Genomic DNA, 21,323 nt, shown 5'->3' with positions numbered 1-21,323 from the left:
CAGAACCGTTCGCTAATCGATGCGCTGGCCTTGAGCTTTGCCGGAATCGTCGTTTCGCCTCTGACTGCCGCTGAATAGTTACGCGGCAGGCAAAGAAAAGTAGGTGCCTGCCCCGCACAGGGGCGACACTAATAGACCACTAAGAAATCAAGGAAAGGCCAACGCCGCAGGCACACAAACAAAGCGCCGCGCAGGCAAAAAAACAATCAATCATCCTTATTAATAATCCACTCATGCGCAGGATCATTGCGAAAATGCCACACGCGCTGTCCCCCAGCCATAACATTCAAATAATAAGACTCATACCCATAGGGAACAACAACCGGATGATACCCACGCGGCACCATGACGACGTCATGATCCTCAACAGCCATCGACTCATCGATATCGCGCATATCGGTATACACACGCTGAAAAGCAAACCCCTGCGGCGGATCGAGCCGATGATAATAAGTCTCTTCGAGCGAACTTTCATGAGGCACATTATCAGTATCATGCTTATGCGGCGGATAACTCGACGCATGCCCACCGGGCGTCCGCACCTCAACAACCAGTAAAGACTCCGCAAGCTCAGTCTGCGGAAGAATATCGCATACATATCGCGTATTCAGCCCCTTCCCACGCGTGGAGCGCTTCATCGAAGAAGGTTCGATCAACCGCGCCGGATACGCACCCTCGGCAGGCGCACTCGCCACGCCAACCTCCGCATCGCGACAAGCCCGAACCGTCGCCCGCACGCCAGGCGGCAAATACACCGCATACGGCGCGGAATCCTCGAATACACTGTCGCGCGAACCCAACGAACTCCATGTGGCATCAGCAGTTTCAATATCCACCGCGCCCGTGAGCACCACAATACAAACCTCCCGCGACGGCTCAAACACATGAACGACTTCGCTCGCGCCCAGCCGGTAAGCAGCAAATCCCACATACCGCCAGCACGCCGACTCAGGCGTCACCCGCGCGATTGTTTGGCCCTCGCGCTGCGCCTTCACCAATAAACTCATGCCGCCTCCTGCTTAGTCTCGCCACCGGCGTCGAGCGGTGCATCGACCAGCGCTCGCAACGTCCGGAATCCTTTCTGAGCATACTCATACGATGGCGCCACCACCGGATCCTGTTCCGCCTCAACCACCAGCCAGCCGCGATAGCCATGCCGCTTCAATCGATCGATGATCGCCGGGAAGTTCACCGCGCCATCGCCTGGTACCGTGAATGCACCGTTGATCACGGCGTCAAGAAAACTCCAGTTGCGATTGCGCGCCAGCTTCATCACCGCCGGTCGAACGTCCTTGCAGTGCACGTGACAGACGCGGCCAATGTGCTTGTCGAGTACCGCGAGTGGATCGCCGCCGGCAAATGTGATGTGCCCTGCGTCGAATAGCAGACCGACGGCGTCGCTGGTGCGCGACATCAGCTGATCGACGTCAGCCGGTGTCTCGACGTACGCACCCATGTGATGGTGGTACGCAAGCCGCACGCCGCGGCTCAACGTGTAGCGCGCGAATTCATCGACGCGCGCCGCATAGGCCGCCCACTGCGCGTCGCTGAAAAATCGCGGGCGCTGATACAGCGGTTGCGGTGCGCCCTGAATCGAATCGGCGACTTCGCCGTAGACCATCGCGGTCGCACCGTTCTGTGCGAGCAGGTCGAGATGCGGGCCGACTGAGGCGATTTCCTCTTCTACGCTGCGTCGCGCGAGTCGTCCGGAGTACCAGCCGGATACCAAGGCCAGATCGTATTGGGCGAGCAGTGTCTTCAGCGCCTTCGGTTCGCGCGGAAACTTGTTGCCGAGCTCGAAGCCCTGATAGCCGATCTGGCGTCCTTCGGTCAGCGCGACGTCGAGGGGCGTCTCGCCACCGAGCGAAGGCAGGTCATCGTTCATCCACGATAAAGGGTTGATGCCGATACGTACGTCGAAAGCAGTCATGCGGGCGTCCTCATTCGTTGTCGATGTGGCCGGGGCGGTCGCCGGGATCGGCGGGCGCTGTGCGTGCGGCGAGTTGCGCGTCATACTGCGAACGTGCAGCACGCACGGTGTCACGCGCCGATACTTCAGGCACGGCGACTTCCCACCACCAGCCACCGTCGGCCGTGGTACGGGCCGGATCGGTGTCGATACTGATCACGTAAGTGCGGTCGGCGGCGCGCGCACGTTGCAGCGCGCTTTCAAGTTCAGCGATGTTCGCGACGTGCTCGGCCTGCGCGCCGAGCGCCCGTGCATGGGCGGCAAAGTCGATCTTCGGTGCGCCGAGCGGGCCTTGTATGCAGTCGTCGAGCAGGTTGTTGAATGGCGCGCCTCCGCAGGCCTGCTGCAAGCGATTGATGCAGCCGTAGCCGCGGTTGTCGAGCACCACCACGATCAGCTTCGCGCCGATCATCACCGAGGTCGCGATCTCGCTGTTCATCATCAGATAACTGCCGTCGCCGAGCATCACGATGACTTCACGCGCGGGTCGCGCGAGCTTCACGCCGAGGCCGCCGGCGATCTCGTAGCCCATGCACGAGTAGCCGTATTCGACGTGATACGCGCCTGGTTTGCCGGCCCGCCATAACTTATGCAATTCGGCCGGCAAGGTTCCCGCCGCGCAAACGACGATGTCGTCCATCGCGGACCGCGCGCTCGAACGCTGTACCGCGCCGATCACGTCACCTTCATACGGCAGCACGGTGTCGCGTTGCGGCGCATGCGTGAGCGTGCTCACGGTATCGCGCCAGCTCGCCGCGAGTTTGTGTGCGCGCGCGGTCCATGTGCGCTCCGCGTGCCAGCCTTGCAGGGGTTCGGCGAGCGCATCCAGTGCAAGACGGGCGTCGGCTTCGACCACCAGCGCGCGATGCTTGAGGCCGTCGAATGGATTCGCGTTGATGCCAATCACGTCGGCCTGTGTGAACAGTGTGTTCGAGCCGGTGGTGAAGTCCTGCAAGCGCGTGCCGATCGCGAGGACGCAGTCCGCATCGTGTGCGAGCGCATTGGCGGCGGGCGAGCCGGTCACACCCAAGGCGCCGACGGTCAACGGATCGTTCCACGCGAGTGAACCTTTGCCGGCCTGCGTTTCTGCCACCGGTATGCCGTGCATGGTGGCGAAGCGGTGCAGCGCATCGGTCGCGCGGCCATAGAGCACGCCACCACCCGCGACGATCAGCGGACGCTTGGCGCGGCGCAGATGGGCAACCGCTGCGTCGATATCTTCGGCGCGCGGTGCGGGTGAGTGGAACGCGACGACGCGGGGCGCAAAGAAGTCGGCCGGGAAGTCACATGCCTGTGCTTGCACGTCCTGCGGCAACGCGAGCGTGACAGGACCGCACAACGCAGCATCAGTAAGCACACGCAAGGCGCGCGGCAATGCATTGAGCAACTGCGCCGGATGCACAATGCGATCGAAGTAGCGCGACACCGGCTTGAACGCATCATTGGCGGAGACCCCGCCGTCATGGAAATCTTCTACCTGCTGTAAGACTGGGTCGGGCGCGCGCGAGACGAACACGTCGCCGGGTAACAGCAGCACGGGCAGACGGTTCACATGCGCAAGCGCGGCCGCGGTGATGAGATTGGTCGCACCAGGTCCGATCGAAGTCGTGACGGCCATCATACGGCGACGGAAATGCGCCTTCGCATAGGCAATCGCGCTGTGCGCCATTGCCTGTTCGTTGTGAGCCCGCAGTGTCGGCAGCGCTTCGCGGTGCTGATACAACGCTTCGCCCATGCCAGCCACGTTGCCGTGCCCGAAAATCGCAAACACGCCGCCAAAGAGCGGCTCGGTGCCGGTGCCGTCCTCAGTCATGACGCGTTGCGCTGCGAGGTAGCGAACCAGCGCCTGGGCGGTCGTCAGGCGAACGGTACCACCCGATGGCGCCTGTGCATGGGTGGCGTCGTTGGCGGACGCCGCATCATGATGCAATACGCGCTGGTTCATGCCGCTTGCTCCTGATGTGCGTGGCTCGCGGTGATGGACTGCGTGCTTGTCGCCCCACGCGTCGCGCGCCACGACGCGATCAGCGTTTCGAACGTGCGGCGCACCCGTGCGATCAGTTCGTCGTCGCCGATCTCTCCGGCGAGCCACGCATGGCTAGGCTCGTGAAAGATCGTGCGGCCCACGGTGAAGCCCCGGCACGTCGCCGATTGCGCCGCCGCGCGAAAGCCTTCGTCCAGTTGCTCGACGCCCGCCGACAAACCGAGCAACACCACGCCCCGGCAGTACGGATCGCGCTCGGCAATCAGCGCGTCGACGGCTTGCCATTGCGCGGCGTCCATCGGTTCGAGCTTCCACCATTCCGGATAGATACCGATGTTGTACAGCCGCTTCAATGCCCGACAGACGATGTCCGGTGCTTGAGGCAGATGCGCGTGCTTCGGCGGAATCACTTCGAGTAGCAATTCGTGGCCGCTTGCTTGCGTCGCGTCGTAAAGCGCAAGCAGTTGCGCCTCCTGTTCGAGGCGTTGTTCGATCGGTTCGTCGGGATGGAATTGCACGAGGCACTTGGCGATGTGCTCCTGCGGCCACGTGGTCAGCGTTGTGCCGATCGAGCGGCCGTGGTCGAACACGAGCGGCACGGACCCGGGCAGTTCAACCGGCCGGCCGATCCACCAGCCGCGGCCGGTGGCGGCGTTCAAGGCATCCTGACCGTAGCGGTCGTCGCTCAATATGCCGATGCGCCCTTGCAACCCCAAGGCGGTCTCCGTCTGCGCGACAGCTTCGACGAACAGGCCCTTCAGGTGCGTGATGCGCGCTTCGTCGGCGCCGGTCTGCTGCGCGAGTTCGAAGAACTGGTTACGGTGATCGAACGCGAAGCCGAGTACTTCGTCCCATTGTTTGCGGGCAGGGGAGACGCGATGCAGGCGCGCGAGCGTTGCGTCGCGGTCGGGGCGGCGCATGCGTTGCGGATCGGCTTTTGCTTCGCGCAGGAAGTAGTCGAGTTCGGCGGGCGTCGGCATCGCGGGCGCACAGCCGTGACGCGAGACGACTAGCGCGCCGCTCGCATTCGCCGCACGTGCGCAGGCTTCGAGTGGTTGATCGCGCAACCATCCGGAGAGAAAGCCCGAGGCGAATGCATCGCCCGCGCCGAGCACGTTGAGCACTTCCACCTCAACGCCGCTGTGAATCGGAATATCGTCAAGCGAAGCGGGCACTTTGCCGTCGATGATCTGGCAGCCCATCGGCCCGCGCTTCAGAACCAGCGTGGCCGGCGTCACGGCGCGCACCATCGCGAGCGCGTCGGCGAGCTCGGTCTTGCCGCCGGCGATGCGGAACTCCTCCTCCGTGCCGATCACCAGATCGAACGAAGGCAGGATGCGCTGCAAGTGCGCGGTCACACCTTCGCTGGCGACGAAGCGGGTTTCGCCATCCGCTTTGCCCGTGAGGCCCCACAACACAGGGCGATAATCGATATCGAGCACGGTGCGGACGTTATTGCGTCGCGCGTAATCGAGCGCACGGCGGCTCGTGCGATTCACCTGTTCGGTCGAAAAGTGCGTGCCGGTAATCAGCAGTGCTTTCGATGACGCGATGTACGCCTCATCGAAGTCCGCTTCATCCACCGCCATATCCGCGCAGTTCTCACGATAGAAGATCAGCGGAAACGTATCGCGATCTTTCAGACCGAGCAGAACGAGTGCGGTCAGGCGCTCCTGATCGATACGTACATGACTGACGTCGCAACCTTCTTTCGTCAAAGTCTCGGTGAGAAAGCGGCCCATGTGGTCGTTGCCGACGCGCGCCAGCATCGCCGATGCAAGACCGAGCCGCGCGCAACCGAACGCGATATTCGCCGACGAACCGCCGAGATACTTCGCGAAGCTCGACACGTCTTCGAGCCGCGCGCCGACCTGCTGCGCGTACAGATCGACTGCAAGACGGCCGAGGCAGACGATGTCGCGGCTGCGGCCCGGCGCGAAACGGCTGGCCGTCGTCGCCGATGCGGACGTGAGCCCGTTACCGTTCACGATCCCGGTTCCGCTGGATGTGCTGGAATGATCCATGAATATTCCTGAATAGCTGGGCGCGGGCTCCAAGCGCGGCAAGCGCCGCAAGCCCGCGTGAATGAATCAGATTTCCGCGCCTTCGAGTTCGCCGATCATTTTCTGCATCTCGGCGCCACCGGCCATCATGTCGAGCACTTCGTCCTTGCTGATGGTTTCCTTCGTGAACGTACCGAGCGATTTGCCGCGATTGAGCAGCGTGAACGAATCGCCAATCGGATACGCGTGGTGCACGTTGTGCGTGATGAAGATCACCGAGATGCCTTTCGCGCGCGCCGTGTGGATCAGCTTCAGCACGTTGAAGCTCTGCTTGACGCCCAGCGCGGCGGTGGGCTCGTCGAGAATCAGCACGCGTGCGCCGAAGTGAATGGCTCGCGCAATCGCCAGACATTGCTTCTCGCCGCCGGACATGGTGCCGATCGGCTGGTGCGGGTCGCGCACGTTGATGCCCATTTCGGCGAGCTTGTCGCGCGCGGTTGTCGCGCAGGTTTCGAGGTCCATCACGTTCAGAAAGCCGAACAATTTTTTCTGCGGCTCGCGGCCCATGAAGAAGTTGCGTGCGACCGAGAGCAACGGCACTAGCGCCAGATCCTGATAGACCGTGGCGATGCCGAGATCGAGTGCGTCTTTCGGCGACTCGAACAGCACGGGTTTGCCGTCGACCAGATACTGGCCGGAAGAGGGTTTATGCACACCGGCCAACGTTTTGATCAGCGTCGATTTGCCCGCGCCGTTGTCGCCGAGCAGGCAATGCACTTCACCGCGCTTCAGACGCAAGGTCACGCCGCTCAGCGCGATGACCTGGCCGAAATACTTGCTGACATCTTCGAGCGCGAGGATCACATCGTCCTGCGGTTCAGCCGCAGTGTTCACGGTATTCATATCGGACATGGTCGTCTCCTCGTTACGACTGCGCGACGCGGCGGCGCACGTAGTGATTGAACAGCACGGCGATCAGCAGCATCACGCCGAGGAACACGCGGAACCAGTCGGAGTCGACATTCGTATACGTGATGCCAATCTGCACGACGCCGAAGATCAGCGCGCCGAAGCAGGCGCCGATCACCGAGCCGTAGCCGCCCGTCAGGAGCGTGCCACCAATCACCGCTGCGATGATGGCTTCGAATTCGGCCTGCAGCCCGCGGTCGGCCGCGGCCGAACCGATGTCGCACACTTGCAGCACGGCGAACAGGCACGCGCAGAATGCGGTCAGCACGAACAGCGAGATCTTCACGCGCCGCACCGGCACGCCGACGTTCTTTGCCGCGTTAGCGTCGCCGCCGACCGCGAAAATCCAGTTGCCGAAGCGGGTTTTGGCGAGGGTGAACGCGCAGACTGCGGCAAGCGCAAACCACCAGAGCAACACTTTCGGAATGCCCGGCACAAGCGGATTGCCGTTGTCGAGCAGCTTCACGACACCGATGTGGCCGAGCCAGATGAACAGGCCCTTGAACGCGACACCCTGGAACAAGGTATGGGCGAGCCAGTCGTGAGCGGCGACGTCGCCTACGCCGGAGATGATCGTGCGGTCGGCGAACATGACCGACAGGGCCAGTGTGAGGCCGCGCAGGATGAACAGAAACGCCAGCGTCACGATGAATGACGGCAGCCGCGTGCGCATCACCAGATAGCCGTTGAGCGCGCCGAGCAGCATCGATCCGGCGAACGCAAACACGATCGACAAGGCAATCGGCCAATGGAAGTACATGGTGGGCAGCGCGACCATCATGCCCGAGAAGCCGATCATCGAACCAATCGACAGATCGAATTCGCCGGCAATCATCAGCAGGCACGCACCGACTGCGATCAGGCCGAGATACGCGGCCACTTGCGACCAGTTCATTACGCCGTCGAGGTTGAACATGCCTGAGTTGCCGGCCGCAACCCCAAACACGAGGAACACCATCACAGTGCCGGCGAGGGCGGCGAATTCCGGACGGTTCAGCAGATGCCGGAACCACGATTCCTGGCGCACACGCTCATCGGCCGCCGCGGGCGCACCGCTGGACGTCGACGTTGACGCCGTCCCAGTGCCGGAAGGGGGCTGCTTGCGGGGATGGGGGTGGAAGGGGTTGGCTACGCCCATTGAAGCTCTCCTTGATGCGCCCGGGGATGGCAGTCGCTCACTGACTGCAATCCGACCGCATGGCGCGTGATGCACGTAAAACGTGACGATCGCAGGCGTGGGGCGGCCTGGCCGGTAGCGGCCGGCCGCATCCACTTTCTTCATACCTGCCGGAACGGTTCTCCCGTGTCCGCACTTCCAGCGAAATGCGTTAGCGATACTGCCCGGCGTACTTGACCACCTTGTCGATATTGGCCTTGGTGATGAAGCCCGGGCCGGAACCGATATTGCGCGGACCATAGGCGGGTGCCAGGCCGTAGGTCGCGAGGCGTTGCTGGAACTTCGGATTTGCCTCCAGGATCTTGCGGATCTTCGCCGGATCAGTGGTGTGTTCCTTTTTCACGATGGCCAGTACGGCGACCGGGATATAGCCTTGCAGGTAGGGTTGCTGGTCGATCGCGAACTGGATCGTGCCGTCCTGGATGCCCTTCGCGATGTCACTGTCGAAATCGAATGTCGCGAACCAGATCTTGCCGGCGAGGCCCATCTGCTGCAGCGCCTTGATCGTCGGCGCTGCCGACAGCGGACCAAGGGTCAGCACCGCCTGGGTGTTCGGGTGATTGCGCAGATACGCGCTCACTTTCGATTGCACCCCGGTCGGGTCCTGGCCGGCGTCGAGCGTGGAGGACTTGAAGTCGACGCCGATCGCGTCGGCAAAGCCACGGCAGCGTTCGAACGAAGCCGGGTTGGTCGCGTAATGGTTGACGCACAGGAACGACTTGATGCCCGCTGCCTTCGCCTTTTCGCCCGCCGCTTTGCCCGCGGTGTATTCAGGCTGGCCGACGTGCATGATCGCGCCAAGCTGCGCGCTTTGCTCTTCAGTTCCGGAATTGATCGTGACGAGCGGGATGTGTTTCTCAGTGACCTTGGCGATCGCACTCTTGAGTACGTCGAAGTCAGCGATCGAGACGATCACGCCGTCGTAGTTGCGTGCGGCGGCCTGTTCGATCAGACGCGCCATATCGGCGATGTCGCCGTTCGGCGGATTGCGGTAGTCGGTCTCGACGTTGAAATCCTCGTCGGCCTGTTTGATGGCGTTCTTGATGGTGTTCCACCACGAATCCGAATCCGGCGCGTGGCTGATCAGCACGAAGTGAGCGTCAGCCGCGCGGGCGGCCGACACCGCACCGAATCCCGTCGCCAACGTCAACGCCGTCACCAGAATCCTGAGCGCAGCCTTGCCCTTGCAAAGTCTCATTGTCTCCACCTTTCTCGGTCTGTCGTTATTGAAGGGAGCGTCTGGCGGGCGGCCTTCCGGTTGCGTGCGTTGCGGCATGCGTCAGCCGATGCACCATCGCTCACGACCAAGATTAGGTCATCTTCCGACGCGTTGCAATGAAAATTTCATGACAAATAAAAATAGAAAATACGTTCCATTTGGCGAGGCGCCTGCCTATAATCGGCAGCGTCAGGACACCGTGCGGCGGGTGCTGGAAGCGCCTTCCGCACTGCAATAAAGCTACGAAGAGAGAGCCATGGCGGAAGAGAGCACTGAAGACTTGCCGAGCGTCGAAGAATTGATGCAGCGCATCGCTGAAAACTACGAAGCGTTGCCGCGTCAATTGAAGAACGTGGCGACTTATATCGAGCAGCATCGCTCGAGCGTGATGGTGGATCGCACCAGCGATATCGCCGCGAGCTGCGGCGTGCATCCGTCTGCCGTGGTGCGTTTTGCGCAGCGCTTCGGCTTTTCTGGCTTCTCCGATCTGCAGGCGGTGTTTCGCCAGGCGTATACGGGGCAGGGCACGTCTTCACCGAGTTATCAACAGAGAATTCGCAAGCTGATCGACGAGAAGCCCGGCGCGTTATCGGGCGGCGCAGTGGCGCGCGAATTTATCGCGGCGTCACGTGGCGGACTCGAAGAACTTGAAGCAGGGCTCGACGACACGCAGTTCGATGCCGCTGTGAAGATGCTGCAGCAGGCCGACAACATCTACGTGATCGGCGTGCGGCGCTCGTTTCCGGTGGCGAGCTATATCGTCTACGCGTTGCAGCACACCCCGAAGCGCGTGCATCTGGTGTCCGGCTTCGGCGGTATGTATCGCGAGCAGATTCGCAGCGTGAAGAAGGGCGACGTGGTGATCGCGATCAGCTTCGCGCCCTATGGCAAGGAAACGCAGTATTGCCTGCGCGTCGCGCATCATCACCAGGCCAAGACACTGGTTATTACGGATAGCCAACTTTCTCCGTTGGTGCGTTATGCCACCACCCAACTGTATGTGAAAGAGGGCAGCGCGTTTGCGTTCCGCTCGCTCACCAGCACGATCTGTTTGTGCCAGGCGTTGTTCATTGCGCTCGCGTACAAGCTCGAATTGAACGTGGAAGAATCCAAAGACACTGGAGGATACGATGACTGAGGCGGCAAAGACGATCGACGTGGCGGTATTCGGCGCGGGACGTATCGGCAAGATTCATGCGGCGAATCTCGCACGGCAACCGGGCGTGCGGCTCAAGTATGTGGTCGATGTGAATCGCGCGGCGGCTGCGGCGCTCGCTGCCGAGCACGGCGCGCAGGTTGCGGATATCGACGGTGCGATGGGCGATGCATCGATCGGCGCGACGGTGATCTGTTCGAGCACGGACACGCACGCAGATCTGATCATGAAATCGGCTGCGCAGAAGAAGCATGTGTTTTGCGAGAAGCCGGTGGACCTGACGTTGGAACGTGCGCGTGCCTGCGCCGAGGCAGTGGAGCGTGCGGGCGTGGTGTGCATGATCGGCTTTCAGCGCCGCTTCGACCCGACATTCTCTGCGTTGAAAGCGCGCATCGATGCGGGCGAAATCGGCACGCCGGAAATGCTGGTGGTGACGAGCCGCGATCCGGGCGCACCGCCCGTCGACTACATCAGGCACTCGGGCGGCATCTTCAAGGACATGCTGATTCACGACTTCGACATCTTCCGCTGGATTCTCGACGACGAGGCCGACACGCTGCACGCCACCGGCAGTTGTCTGTCAGATCCGGCGATTGCCGAAGCGGGTGATATCGATTCGACCGCGGTAACGATTCGCACGAAGCGCGGCCGCCTGTGCCAGATCAACACCGCGCGGCGCGCGGCCTATGGGTACGATCAGCGTTTCGAAGTACTCGGCAGCACCGGCATGCTGCAGGCGGGCAATGTTCGGCCCACCGAGGTCACCGCGTATTCGAAAACCGAAGTGTCGAGCGACGTGCCCGAAGCGTTTTTCCTCGAACGGTATCGCGCGGCGTACGCATTGGAAATTGCGCATTTCTTTGACGCGGTCACGCGCGGCAAGCCGGTGCGTACGACCGTTGCGGACGGCCTGAAAGCGCTCGAACTCGCGGACGCCGCCACGCGCTCGTGGCGTGAGGGCCGCGCGGTGAAACTCGGCGAGGCATCGTGATGAGCGCGGCGACCGGGCGGCTTCGTTTGGGTGTGGTCGGATTGGGGCGATTGGGCAAACGCCACGCGGAAAATCTGGCGTATCGCGTGCCGGGTGCGTCGCTCGTGGCCGCTTGCAGTCCGCTGGAAGAGGAGCGGGCGTGGGCACGCGAGACGTTGCCCGAGCCGCGTCTCTACGACGATTATGCGGACCTGCTCGCCGATCGCGAGGTGGATGCGGTGTGGCTTGTCACGCCGTCGTCGTTGCACGCTCAACAGATTGTCGATGCGTTGCGGGCTGGCAAGCATGTGTTCTGCGAGAAGCCGCTGTCGCTGGATCTTGCCGAGTGCGAACGCGTACTGGCTGAGGCTGCGCGCTATCCGCATCTGCAGGCGACCATCGGCTTCATGCGGCGGTTTGATCCGAGCTACAAGGATGCGTTCGACAGGATCCAGGCCGGTGCGATCGGCAGGCCTTTTCTTGTGCGTTCGCAGACCACCGATAAGAACGACAACGACGGCTTCTTTGTGCGTTTCGCGGCGACCTCCGGTGGCATATTTTTGGACTGCACCGTGCACGATATCGACGTCGCGCGTTGGCTGCTCGGTAAGCCGCGGGCCAAGCGCGTTTTTGCCGCGGGCGCGGTTGCGTTGCACGAGGGTTTGCGGGAATTCGGCGACGTTGATAACGGTGTGGCGATCTGCGAGTTCGAGGACGGCAAGCTTGCCATGTTTTACGCGTCGCGGACGCAGGCGCATGGTAATGATACGCATAGCGAAGTGATTGGCACCGCAGGTGCGCTAGCGATTGGGCATAATCCGCGTGCGAATCGCGTCGAGATTTATGATGCCACGGGCGTGCGAAATGAATGCACGCCGACCTTCTTTGATCGGTTCGAGGATGCGTTTCTGCAGGAGGCTAGGGCGTTTGTTGCCGCGGTGCAGGGCGGGGCTGGCGCTAGCGCGCAAGCGGGGGCCACGCTGGCCGATGCGCTCGAAGCGACGCGGATCGGCATGGCGTTGCGGGAGTCGCTGAAGAGCGGGGAGGCTGTTGTGCTGTAGTCGAGGGGGGATGCCTGCGCGGCGCTTTTAGCCTGTGTGTCTATGGCGTTGGCCTTTCCTTGATTTGATATTGGATTATTAGCGTTGCCCCTGTGCGGGGCGGCACACCTACTTTTCTTTGCATGCCGCAAAGAAAAGTAGGCAAAAGAAAGCGGCTCGAACCCCCTGCTAAGCGGGTCCCTCGCACAGTCGCGGTAGTGGTGCATCTGGAATCAGTGTTCTCGCACATTCGCGTGAGTGACAAGGCCGTCATTCTTCCGGCGGCGCTGCGCGCGCCGAAGCGGTAGTTCATCAAATCGTGCGCTATTGCCGACGCTCGTCCGAAACTCGGCACATCAACAGCTATCGTTACGCTTATCGCTGTTTCATTTTTCGGCGTCAGGGGGCACTGGCGGCCGCTAGCCGCGTGGGGCGCCCAGCTGCACGCTCAAACTCATCCGGTATTCTCAGCGCATCGCCTAGGTGAAGGCGCTGACATGTGCGCGGCTGAAACTACTGAATGGCGCAGATAACGGTCGTCACGCGTGTAGGGGTGTATCGTGCCGCGAGTCAGAATTCGTCACCGCTGATTTCAAGCTCTTGCAGTTCAATAACTCCCCCTGGACGCATCTAGTTCCACTGGTCGCCCCGGCTTCAATCTGTGAATCGTTGATCTTATCGTTATCCACGATGACGCGAAGCGGGTGTTCCCATTCGTTGTAGATAATCACTTTCATCGCCTTTTCCTACTGTTAATCCTTAAGACTGAGGCATTGGAAAACGCACTCAATGCATCTCGCATAGAATTTTTACTTTCGGATCTGTCTTATGGCGGCTGCGTTCAAATGCGGTGAGTCTCGGCTAAATGCTCTTATTCAACCACTAGGGAAAGTCTGCAAAATTCCTGGCATTGATGTGAACGTGGACTATCCTGGGAGCAGGAGAATTTAAGGGGTGGGTGATGGCACAACTTGGCCTTGGTCTGGATCTGTCAACGAAACGCACGCGCAAACGGGAGTTTCTCGAAGAGATGAGGCGCGTGGTGCCGTGGTCGCAGCTGATTGCCCTGATTGAGCCGCACTATCCGAAGGGTAAAACGGGACGGCCGCCATTTCCGATTGCCACGATGCTGCAGATTCACTTCATGCAACAGTGGTTTGGTCTGTCAGACCCGGCGATGGAAGAAGCGCTCTATGACGTACCGCTGTATCGCGACTTTGCGGGGCTCGACGATGGCATGACGCGGTTGCCCGACGAGAGCACGATCCTCCGGTTTCGCCACCTGCTCGAAGCGCACGGTCTGGCTGTGCAGATGCTCGCGCTGGTCAATGAGATCCTGAGCGGGAAAGGTCTGATGCTCAAGGCCGGGTCGGTAGTCGACGCCACATTGATTTCTGCGCCCAACTCGACGAAGAACGCCTCAGGTACGCGCGACCCGGAAATGCACCAGACGAAGAAGGGAAATCAATGGTACTTCGGGATGAAAGCGCATATCGGCGTGGACGCGGAATCGGGCCTGGTTCACACGGTCATCGGCACAGCTGCCAACGCTCAGGACATCAATACAGCCCAGGCGTTGCTGCACGGCGAAGAGGTGGATGTGTACGCCGATGCCGGATATCAGGGTATTCAGAAGCGATGCGCGGACGGTTCAGTGCGCTGGCATGTCGCAATGGGACCCGGCAAGCGCAGAAAACTGGACCTGAGTGATCGTCTGGACGCGATCTACGATCAGATCGAACGCCTGAAGGCCGGCGTGCGCGCCAAGGTGGAGCATCCATTCCGGATCATCAAGCGCCAGTTTGGCTATACGAAGACCCGATACCGTGGCCTGATGAAAAACACAGCCCAGATCACGACGCTGTTTGCACTGGGTAATCTGTGGATGGTGCGTAAGGCGCTGCGCAAAGCGTAAAACACGCGGGCGCAGACGCCATGAATTTCGGCAAACGCACCTTGCCACGGTTCGAACCGAACGGTGATCGAGGTCCCGGCATCTTCGCCGCCACTACAACGCGGGCAGCAAACTGCGCGAAGTGCAGGAAACGGGTTGTGCAGACCTTCCCTAGCAGGAGACGGAAGATGAAAGATAAGGATAACAAAGAAGTAGATTATCTGTTCGCGATAATAGATTCACTAACCGAAGAAGGCGGACGCGTCACAACGGCAACGGGAGACTTCGCGCTCCAGAGTCTGGGCGTGGCCCACGTTGGCGATGTCGTGACCTCCCTGGATAGCAATGGGGCGGTCATCACGGATGGGGCGAGGTTTGCAGTCGTGATCGAGAACCGGTCCGCTGCGTTTGTTGGCAGCAGCCCGAGCAACGGCGACAGGATCACGCAAACATTGCAGGTCGCCCACAGCCTATTGGTTTGCGACGGCGAGCGGACTCCTCGCCTGTTTGATCCTGCCTGTCTGCCGCCCCTGAGTACTGACACCGACGGATGGCATAACCATGCGTAAGGCGGCGGTACGGGACGGTGACCCGACGACAACGGGCGGTCGTGTCATTGGTTCCTCAACGGGGTATACGGACCGCGGCACAAGGCTTGCACTGGATGGCGACGTCGCGACGTGCAGCAACTGCAAGGGAACACACAGGATATTTGGAACGGGCAAGGGAATATTCGACAGGGGGCGAAAGGTTGTTGTTGACGGTGATTCGGTACTCTGTCCGTGCGGAAAGAACCGGGTAATCGTCGGTCGCAATCCCGGATACTTTCTGAATTCGGACCATGGCTCGGCGCGTGCGAGCAATGCAGCTACGGAAATTGAATCGGCATCTTCTTCTCTCGCGACCGGCACGTTTGACGAACAGATCCGCGCTGCCGCCCCGGGTGTCACGCTCAAAGACTATCCGTACTTCATCAAAACGACGGACGGCCGAACTTCATACGGTCGAACCGATGCGGACGGCAATCTGCCCCGTATCGAGACACAGGAAGCCAACGACTACACGGTCTATTGGGGCGACGCCGCCCTTGCGCAACAACAGGGAATCTGACAATGCCGAACAAACCGACTGTGGTTCGAACCAACGCGACACCAGGCTCGATCAAAGTAGTGGAACTGAGGGTGCTAACCTTCCATCAGCTGTGGGATAACTACCCATCGGGAGACCCATACGACGATCCAACCGGGGAGTACAAGAATCAATGCGCAATCCGTATGAGCGTGACGTTTCATCGCGTCGGCGTCGAGATGAGATCGTTCTCGCAGAAACTGGTGAAGCCAATGCCTGGGAGGGACCCCCTCGGGCGACTCATGCTGGACGGCAGGCCAACAGCTACGCGCGCCTACGAATTGGCCGAGTGGCTAAAATTAAGGCCGATTGCTGGGTTACACGCGCCGGAAAATGTTACGGGGGCGGACTGGCAAAGCAAGGTCAAGGGACGCACTGGGATCATTTTCTTTTACGGTTACTGGCGGCAGGATGGTGATTCTGCGGACCAGCTTAGCGGCGGTCATATTGACCTATGGAATAAAGATACGCTGACGCCGTCCGCAGAGTCTTTTTTGCGTTTCCGCGTCGGAATTGCTCAGATAGCGAATCCTCTGTCATGGGTGAGGGGGCGACAAGACAACGTATATTCAGATTTGGGTAAATCCAAAACTATTCTGTTTTTTGATGTGAAATGAAAAGAAGCATTGTTGCGGCTCTCGGTTTTATCTGGGGATTACTCATTGTGTGGCTCGTGCTCTACTCGCTAAGTCGCATCCACTGGCCGCCAACGACCAACGTGCCATCTTCAGGCTGCACTGATATGGAGCACTGTAGCCCTAGATGGTTAACATCATTGACGTTGGGTTGTACCTTTCTACTGCCGGCGCTCTTCTTCCTAATGTTGAACGCGATGGCGTGGATGCGCTGGACGGTGCGAAAATGGGTAACGGCATTTGCCACCCTTAACGTGCTCGTCGCTCTATTTTTTTTATTCGGCAGCATCGTGGTTTTCATGAAGTGAATATTCCCGACAGCTGACCCGATCAAATTCTCGTCGGTCGTCAAAAAGTCAGATCAAGGAAAGGCCTAAAAACCCACTTCGAGAAAATCCCAAACCCAAACCCCGCCCGGCGGCAAACCGCCGCCTGCTGTAGAATTTGACCCTCTCCCCGGCGTCGCGCAACGACGCCTCATCCCGAAGGTCGTCGTCGATGCAAATTCAGGTTCACAAGGAAGTCGATGCGCGTGGGTTGATGTGCCCGCTGCCCATTTTGCGCGCCAAGAAAGCGCTCGCCGACATGGAAAGCGGCCAGATTCTCAAGGTGTTAGCCACCGACCCGGGCTCCCAGCGCGATTTCGCCGCATTTGCGAAGCAAACCGGCAACGAAATCGTCGAAAGCTCGGCGCATGACAAGGTTTTCACGTTTTTGATGAAGCGCCGCTAACCTGCGCGCGCCAAAGCCGGCGCGCTCAACCTCGCGCCCCGAACCGCGTCTCACAAGCCAGGTACCCCAGGCCAAGCAGCCTCGGCCCAAGCAGCCTCGGCCCAAGCAGCCCAAGGCCAAGCAGCTTCAGGCCAAGCAGGACCTGCCAGGCACCTCTAAGCTAGACGCCCCAGGCGGCCTTCCTGAATCAGGCCCAAAAACAAAAAGCGCTGTGCCCGCGAATGCGGGGCACAGCGCCTTTCTTACGTCTGATTGATGCTATCGAGAGGCTGCCAGCGCAAAGCGGTTCTGCGCGGCTGTCCCGTTGCTCAGCCTTCCAGCACCGGCGAACGGGTACGTAGATATTCTTCGAAATCGGCTGCTACTTCCGGGTGACGCAGAGCAAACTCGACCGTCGCCTTCAGATAACCCAGCTTGCTGCCGCAGTCGAAACGCGTGCCGTGGTACTTGTACGCCAGCACCTGCTCATCGGCAAGCAGCGATTGAATCGCGTCCGTCAACTGCAATTCGCCGCCCGCGCCCGGCTTCAGCGCACGCAGATGTTCGAAGATCCGCGGCTTCAGCACATAGCGGCCCACCACGCCGAGATTCGAGGGTGCGACGTCCGGCTCCGGCTTTTCGACGATGCCCGACATCTTGATGATCGAGTCTTCCCACTCCTTGCCGTCGACGATACCGTACGACTTCGTCTCCGAGTGCGGGATCTCTTCGACGCCGATCACCGAGCTGTGATAGTGGTCGAACACTTCGATCATCTGCGTCATCACGGGCGGCGTGCCGTACAGCAAGTCGTCCGCGAGGATGACGGCGAACGGATTGTCGCCCACCAGTTTTTCTGCGCACATCACCGCATGGCCGAGACCGAGCGCTTCCGGTTGACGCACGTAGAAGCAGTCGACATGGCTCGGCTTGATGCTGCGCACCAACTCCAGCAGCTTTTGCTTGCCACGCGCCTCGAGTTCAGCCTCGATTTCGTATGACTTATCGAAATGGTCCTCGATCGCGCGCTTGCTGCGGCCCGTGACGAAGATCATTTCGGTGATGCCGGCCGCCATTGCCTCTTCCACCGCGTACTGAATCAGCGGTTTGTCGACGATAGGCAGCATCTCCTTCGGGCTCGCCTTGGTGGCAGGGAGGAACCGGGTGCCAAGACCTGCTACCGGAAATACCGCTTTCGTAACTTTTAGCATGTGAATACCCTGAGTCCTCTGGTTTAGCTTCAGGTCCGTGTCCGCCCTCGTGAGGCGGCCACGGAGCCTTCGATCAGGCTGGCAAACGAGCCAATTGGGCTTTCAGTTTGCCGATAGTGGTTTCGAATTCTGCCCGCCTTTTCTGCTCCTGCTCAACGACTGCCGGCGGCGCCTTCGCAACAAAGCTTTCATTCTGCAATTTAGCATTGCACTTGGTGACTTCCGTGCTAAGTCGCACAATCTCCTTCGACAGCCGCTCACGCTCCACGGCTACGTCGATTTCCACCTTCAGCACGAGCTTGTCATTCCCTACGATAGCAATTGGCGCGCCATCTGCCTGCGCGTCCAGGGTTGCCTCGTCGGCAATGATTTGCACTTCCGACAAACGGGCCAGTGCCTGAGCGTACGGAGCGAAGGTGGAGAGGCGCTCCGCGTTGCCGGTAGCAAGCAACGGCACCTTGACCGCCGGCGACAGATTCATCTCGCCGCGCAGATTCCGACAGGCATCGATCACTGCTTTCAGGTCGGCCGCCCATTGCTCCGCGTCTTCATCGATCTTCGACGGCTCTGCAACGGGGTAGGGCTGCACCATGATGGACGCTTCGCCCTCGGCTTTGCCTTCGGGGTAACGAGCCGCCAACGGTGCAACTTTTTGCCACAGCGCTTCGGTAATGAACGGAATGACCGGATGCGCGAGGCGCAACACCGTCTCGAGTACGCGCAGCAGCGTGCGGCGCGTTGCGCGCTGCTGATTCGGCTGACCCGTCTGGATCTGAACCTTGGCGAGCTCGAGATACCAGTCACAGTATTCGTCCCACACGAACTTGTATAGGGCGTTGGCCACATTGTCAAAACGATAGTCGGCGAAGCCCTTGGCGATTTCCGCTTCCACGCGTTGCAGGCGCGAGACGATCCAGCGGTCGGCCGCCGAGAAATTCAGGTGGCCGTCCGGGCCGCATTCGCCGCATTGTTCCGGCTTGCCGAAACCGCAATCGTGGCCTTCGCAATTCATCAGAACAAAGCGGGTGGCATTCCACAGCTTGTTGCAGAAGTTGCGATAGCCTTCGCAGCGCGCGAGGTCGAAGTTCACGTTGCGGCCGAGCGTGGCCATCGACGCCATCGTGAAACGCAGCGCGTCCGTGCCGAACGCCGGAATGCCGTCCGGGAATTCCTTGCGGGTTTTCTTTTCGATCGACGCAGCCTGCTTCGGATTCATCAGGCCGGTGGTGCGCTTGGCAACCAGCGCGTCGAGGTCGATGCCGTCGACGATATCGATCGGGTCGAGCGTATTGCCCTTGCTCTTCGACATCTTCTGGCCTTCGGCGTCGCGCACGAGACCGTGCACGTAAACCGTGTCGAACGGCACCTTGCCGGTGAAGTGCGTGGTCATCATGACCATGCGCGCGACCCAGAAGAAAATAATGTCGAAGCCGGTGACCAGTACCGACGAGGGCATGAAGTGCTTCAGTTCCGGCGTCTCGGCAGGCCAGCCGAGCGACGAGAACGGCACCAGCGCCGACGAGAACCACGTGTCGAGCACGTCTTCGTCGCGCTTGAGCGGGCCCGTGTAGCCCGCCTCGGCGGCCTTCTCGCGCGCGCCTTCTTCGGTCTTGGCGACGAAGATTTCACCGTTTTCGCCGTACCACGCCGGGATCTGATGGCCCCACCAGAGTTGGCGCGAGATACACCAGTCCTGGATGTTTTCGAGCCACTGGTAATAAGTGGTGGACCAGTTTTCCGGCACGAACTTGATTTCGCCGCTGCGAACCACGTCCAGCGCCGTTTCGGCGATCGATTTGCCCGGATTGAAGGTGCCTTCCGGCGCCGGCTTGCTCATGGCGACGAACCATTGGTCCGTCAGCATCGGCTCGATCACGACGCCCGTGCGGTCGCCGCGCGGCACCATCAGCTTGTGCTGCTTGACCGATTCGAGCGCGCCGAGATCTTCGAGGTCGGCCACCACCTCTTTGCGAGCGGTGAAACGGTCCAGACCGCGGTATTTTTCCGGTGCGTTGTCGTTGATCTTCGCGTCGAGCGTGAGGATCTCGATCATTGGCAGCTTGTGGCGCAGGCCGACCTGATAGTCGTTGAAATCGTGCGCGGGCGTGACTTTGACCACGCCGGTGCCGAATTCGCGGTCGACGTAGTCGTCGGCGATGATCGGGACTTCGCGGCCGGAGAGCGGCAGCGTGACTGTTTTACCGATCAGGTGCGCATAGCGCTCGTCTTCCGGATGAACCATCACGGCGGTGTCGCCGAGCATGGTTTCCGGGCGCGTGGTGGCGACCGTGAGATGGCCGGAGCCGTCCGTGAGCGGGTACTGGATGTGCCAGAGATGGCCGTTTTCTTCTTCGCTGGCCACTTCGAGGTCGGAGACGGCGGTGAGCAGCACCGGATCCCAGTTCACGAGGCGCTTACCGCGGTAGATCAGGCCTTGTTCATACAGGCGTACGAACACGTCGCGCACGGCGGCCGACATTTTGTCGTCCATCGTGAAGTATTCGCGCGACCAGTCGATCGAGGCGCCCAGACGGCGCACCTGATTCGTGATGGTCGAGCCGGATTGCTGCTTCCATTCCCAGACGCGTTCGGTGAATTTTTCGCGGCCGAGGTCATGACGGGAGACGCCTGTGGCATCCAGTTGGCGTTCGACGACGATTTGCGTGGCGATGCCTGCGTGGTCCGTGCCCGGCACCCAGAGGGTGTTTTCACCGAGCATGCGGTGATAGCGGGTGAGGCCGTCCATGATCGTCTGGTTGAACGCATGGCCCATGTGGAGGGTGCCGGTGACGTTCGGCGGCGGCAACTGGATCGAGAAGTCTTTTTTGTTCTCGTCGAAGGTGGGCACCGCGTAGGCGCGCTTTTCCCATTCGGGGCCCCAGTGGGCTTCGATGGTTTGGGGCTCGAAGCTTTTGGCAAGCGTGGAGGTCGGGTCGCTCGGGGTCTCGCTCATTTGTCGGTCTGCTGGTGAATGCAAGGAATATTCGATTATAAGGGGCGCTGCGCGCGGGGGGCTTTTGGGGGTAGGGTTGGAGGTTTTTTTTTGCCTTCGCGGCGGCATTGTCTGTGTGCCTGCGGCGTTGGGCTTTGCTTGAACTGTTTGCCTGCTTGGTGCTTTTTTCTGTATGCCTGCGGTGTTGGCCTTTCCTTGATTTGTTATTGGATTATTAGCGTCGCCCTGTGCGGGGCGGGCACTTACTTCTCTTTGCCGGCCGCAAAGAGAAGTAAGCAAGAGAAAGCGGCTCAAACCGCTAATT

The 21,323-nt window shown here is 60.5% G+C and carries 18 protein-coding genes; 8 read left to right on the top strand and 10 right to left on the bottom strand.

From position 1 onward, the window contains the following. Nucleotides 1-206: 206 nt before the first annotated feature. The 7 genes from iolB to GNZ12_RS42145 all read right to left on the bottom strand — a co-directional run bounded on the left by iolB (nt 207) and on the right by GNZ12_RS42145 (nt 9,300). Nucleotides 207-1,007, bottom strand: coding sequence for a 5-deoxy-glucuronate isomerase (gene iolB, locus GNZ12_RS42175; protein ID WP_172318700.1), 801 nt, complete (start codon nt 1,005-1,007; stop codon nt 207-209). After that, a complete protein-coding gene (gene iolE, locus GNZ12_RS42170) occupies nt 1,004-1,930 on the bottom strand; it encodes a myo-inosose-2 dehydratase (protein ID WP_172318685.1) in 927 nt (308 codons plus the stop codon). Before iolE ends, iolB begins: the two co-directional genes overlap by 4 nt. 10 nt (nt 1,931-1,940) lie before the next feature. Next, on the bottom strand, nt 1,941-3,914 hold the full coding sequence (gene iolD, locus GNZ12_RS42165; protein WP_172318683.1) for a 3D-(3,5/4)-trihydroxycyclohexane-1,2-dione acylhydrolase (decyclizing): 1,974 nt from the start codon (nt 3,912-3,914) through the stop codon (nt 1,941-1,943). Further along, nucleotides 3,911-5,977, bottom strand: coding sequence for a bifunctional 5-dehydro-2-deoxygluconokinase/5-dehydro-2-deoxyphosphogluconate aldolase (locus tag GNZ12_RS42160; protein ID WP_172318681.1), 2,067 nt, complete (start codon nt 5,975-5,977; stop codon nt 3,911-3,913). The genes iolD and GNZ12_RS42160 overlap by 4 nt, the downstream gene beginning before the upstream one ends. Nucleotides 5,978-6,043: 66 nt before the next feature. Then, the gene (locus GNZ12_RS42155; protein ID WP_172318679.1) at nt 6,044-6,868 is read right to left on the bottom strand and encodes an ATP-binding cassette domain-containing protein; all 825 of its coding nucleotides are present in this window, start codon (nt 6,866-6,868) and stop codon (nt 6,044-6,046) included. Nucleotides 6,869-6,881: 13 nt separating this feature from the next. After that, on the bottom strand, nt 6,882-8,063 hold the full coding sequence (locus GNZ12_RS42150; RefSeq protein WP_172318677.1) for an ABC transporter permease: 1,182 nt from the start codon (nt 8,061-8,063) through the stop codon (nt 6,882-6,884). A 190-nt stretch (nt 8,064-8,253) separates the two neighbouring features. Next, nucleotides 8,254-9,300, bottom strand: coding sequence for a sugar ABC transporter substrate-binding protein (locus GNZ12_RS42145; RefSeq protein WP_172318675.1), 1,047 nt, complete (start codon nt 9,298-9,300; stop codon nt 8,254-8,256). 277 nt (nt 9,301-9,577) lie between these two features. Here GNZ12_RS42145 and GNZ12_RS42140 point away from each other — a divergent pair, with 277 nt between their 5' ends. Genes GNZ12_RS42140 through GNZ12_RS42130 form a run of 3 tightly spaced genes read left to right on the top strand, consistent with a single transcriptional unit; the run spans nt 9,578 to nt 12,508 of the window. Beyond that, nucleotides 9,578-10,459, top strand: a complete 882-nt coding sequence (locus GNZ12_RS42140) for a MurR/RpiR family transcriptional regulator (protein ID WP_172318673.1) — start codon at nt 9,578-9,580, stop codon at nt 10,457-10,459. After that, nucleotides 10,452-11,468: an inositol 2-dehydrogenase gene (gene iolG / locus GNZ12_RS42135; protein ID WP_172318671.1), complete on the top strand. Its 1,017-nt coding sequence runs from the start codon at nt 10,452-10,454 to the stop codon at nt 11,466-11,468. The genes GNZ12_RS42140 and iolG overlap by 8 nt, the downstream gene beginning before the upstream one ends. Next, entirely contained in the window at nt 11,468-12,508 is a 1,041-nt protein-coding gene (locus GNZ12_RS42130; protein ID WP_172318669.1) for a Gfo/Idh/MocA family oxidoreductase, read from the top strand. The genes iolG and GNZ12_RS42130 overlap by 1 nt, the downstream gene beginning before the upstream one ends. Nucleotides 12,509-13,026: 518 nt before the next feature. On the opposite strand, the gene GNZ12_RS42125 is transcribed toward GNZ12_RS42130, so the two are convergent. Beyond that, entirely contained in the window at nt 13,027-13,224 is a 198-nt protein-coding gene (locus GNZ12_RS42125) for a hypothetical protein (RefSeq protein ID WP_172318667.1), read from the bottom strand. Between the two features lie 224 nt (nt 13,225-13,448). Between GNZ12_RS42125 and GNZ12_RS42120 the strand changes: the two genes are divergently transcribed. The 5 genes from GNZ12_RS42120 to GNZ12_RS42100 all read left to right on the top strand — a co-directional run bounded on the left by GNZ12_RS42120 (nt 13,449) and on the right by GNZ12_RS42100 (nt 16,876). Beyond that, the gene (locus tag GNZ12_RS42120) at nt 13,449-14,402 is read left to right on the top strand and encodes an IS5 family transposase (protein WP_172318665.1); all 954 of its coding nucleotides are present in this window, start codon (nt 13,449-13,451) and stop codon (nt 14,400-14,402) included. A gap of 167 nt (nt 14,403-14,569) precedes the next feature. Further along, nucleotides 14,570-14,950, top strand: a complete 381-nt coding sequence (locus GNZ12_RS42115; RefSeq protein ID WP_216673579.1) for a PAAR domain-containing protein — start codon at nt 14,570-14,572, stop codon at nt 14,948-14,950. Further along, the gene (locus GNZ12_RS42110) at nt 14,943-15,491 is read left to right on the top strand and encodes a PAAR domain-containing protein (protein WP_172318663.1); all 549 of its coding nucleotides are present in this window, start codon (nt 14,943-14,945) and stop codon (nt 15,489-15,491) included. Before GNZ12_RS42115 ends, GNZ12_RS42110 begins: the two co-directional genes overlap by 8 nt. Nucleotides 15,492-15,493: 2 nt before the next feature. Further along, entirely contained in the window at nt 15,494-16,126 is a 633-nt protein-coding gene (locus GNZ12_RS42105) for a type VI secretion system amidase effector protein Tae4 (RefSeq protein ID WP_172318661.1), read from the top strand. Between the two features lie 522 nt (nt 16,127-16,648). After that, complete coding sequence (locus GNZ12_RS42100) at nt 16,649-16,876, top strand: sulfurtransferase TusA family protein (protein WP_025600552.1); 228 nt, start codon at nt 16,649-16,651, stop codon at nt 16,874-16,876. A 308-nt stretch (nt 16,877-17,184) separates the two neighbouring features. Here the strand turns inward: GNZ12_RS42100 and galU are convergent, their stop codons facing one another. Then, nucleotides 17,185-18,066: a UTP--glucose-1-phosphate uridylyltransferase GalU gene (gene galU / locus GNZ12_RS42095; RefSeq protein WP_172318659.1), complete on the bottom strand. Its 882-nt coding sequence runs from the start codon at nt 18,064-18,066 to the stop codon at nt 17,185-17,187. A 73-nt stretch (nt 18,067-18,139) separates the two neighbouring features. Continuing rightward, a complete protein-coding gene (locus GNZ12_RS42090) occupies nt 18,140-21,019 on the bottom strand; it encodes a valine--tRNA ligase (protein ID WP_172318657.1) in 2,880 nt (959 codons plus the stop codon). Between the last annotated feature and the right edge of the window lie 304 nt (nt 21,020-21,323).

The organism is Paraburkholderia solitsugae (genome assembly GCF_013177695.1).
In the GTDB taxonomy this organism is placed as follows: Bacteria; Pseudomonadota; Gammaproteobacteria; order Burkholderiales; family Burkholderiaceae; genus Paraburkholderia; species Paraburkholderia solitsugae.
The sequence above is the reverse complement of the archived record's forward strand: the minus strand, read 5'-3'. Positions and strand labels throughout refer to the sequence as shown.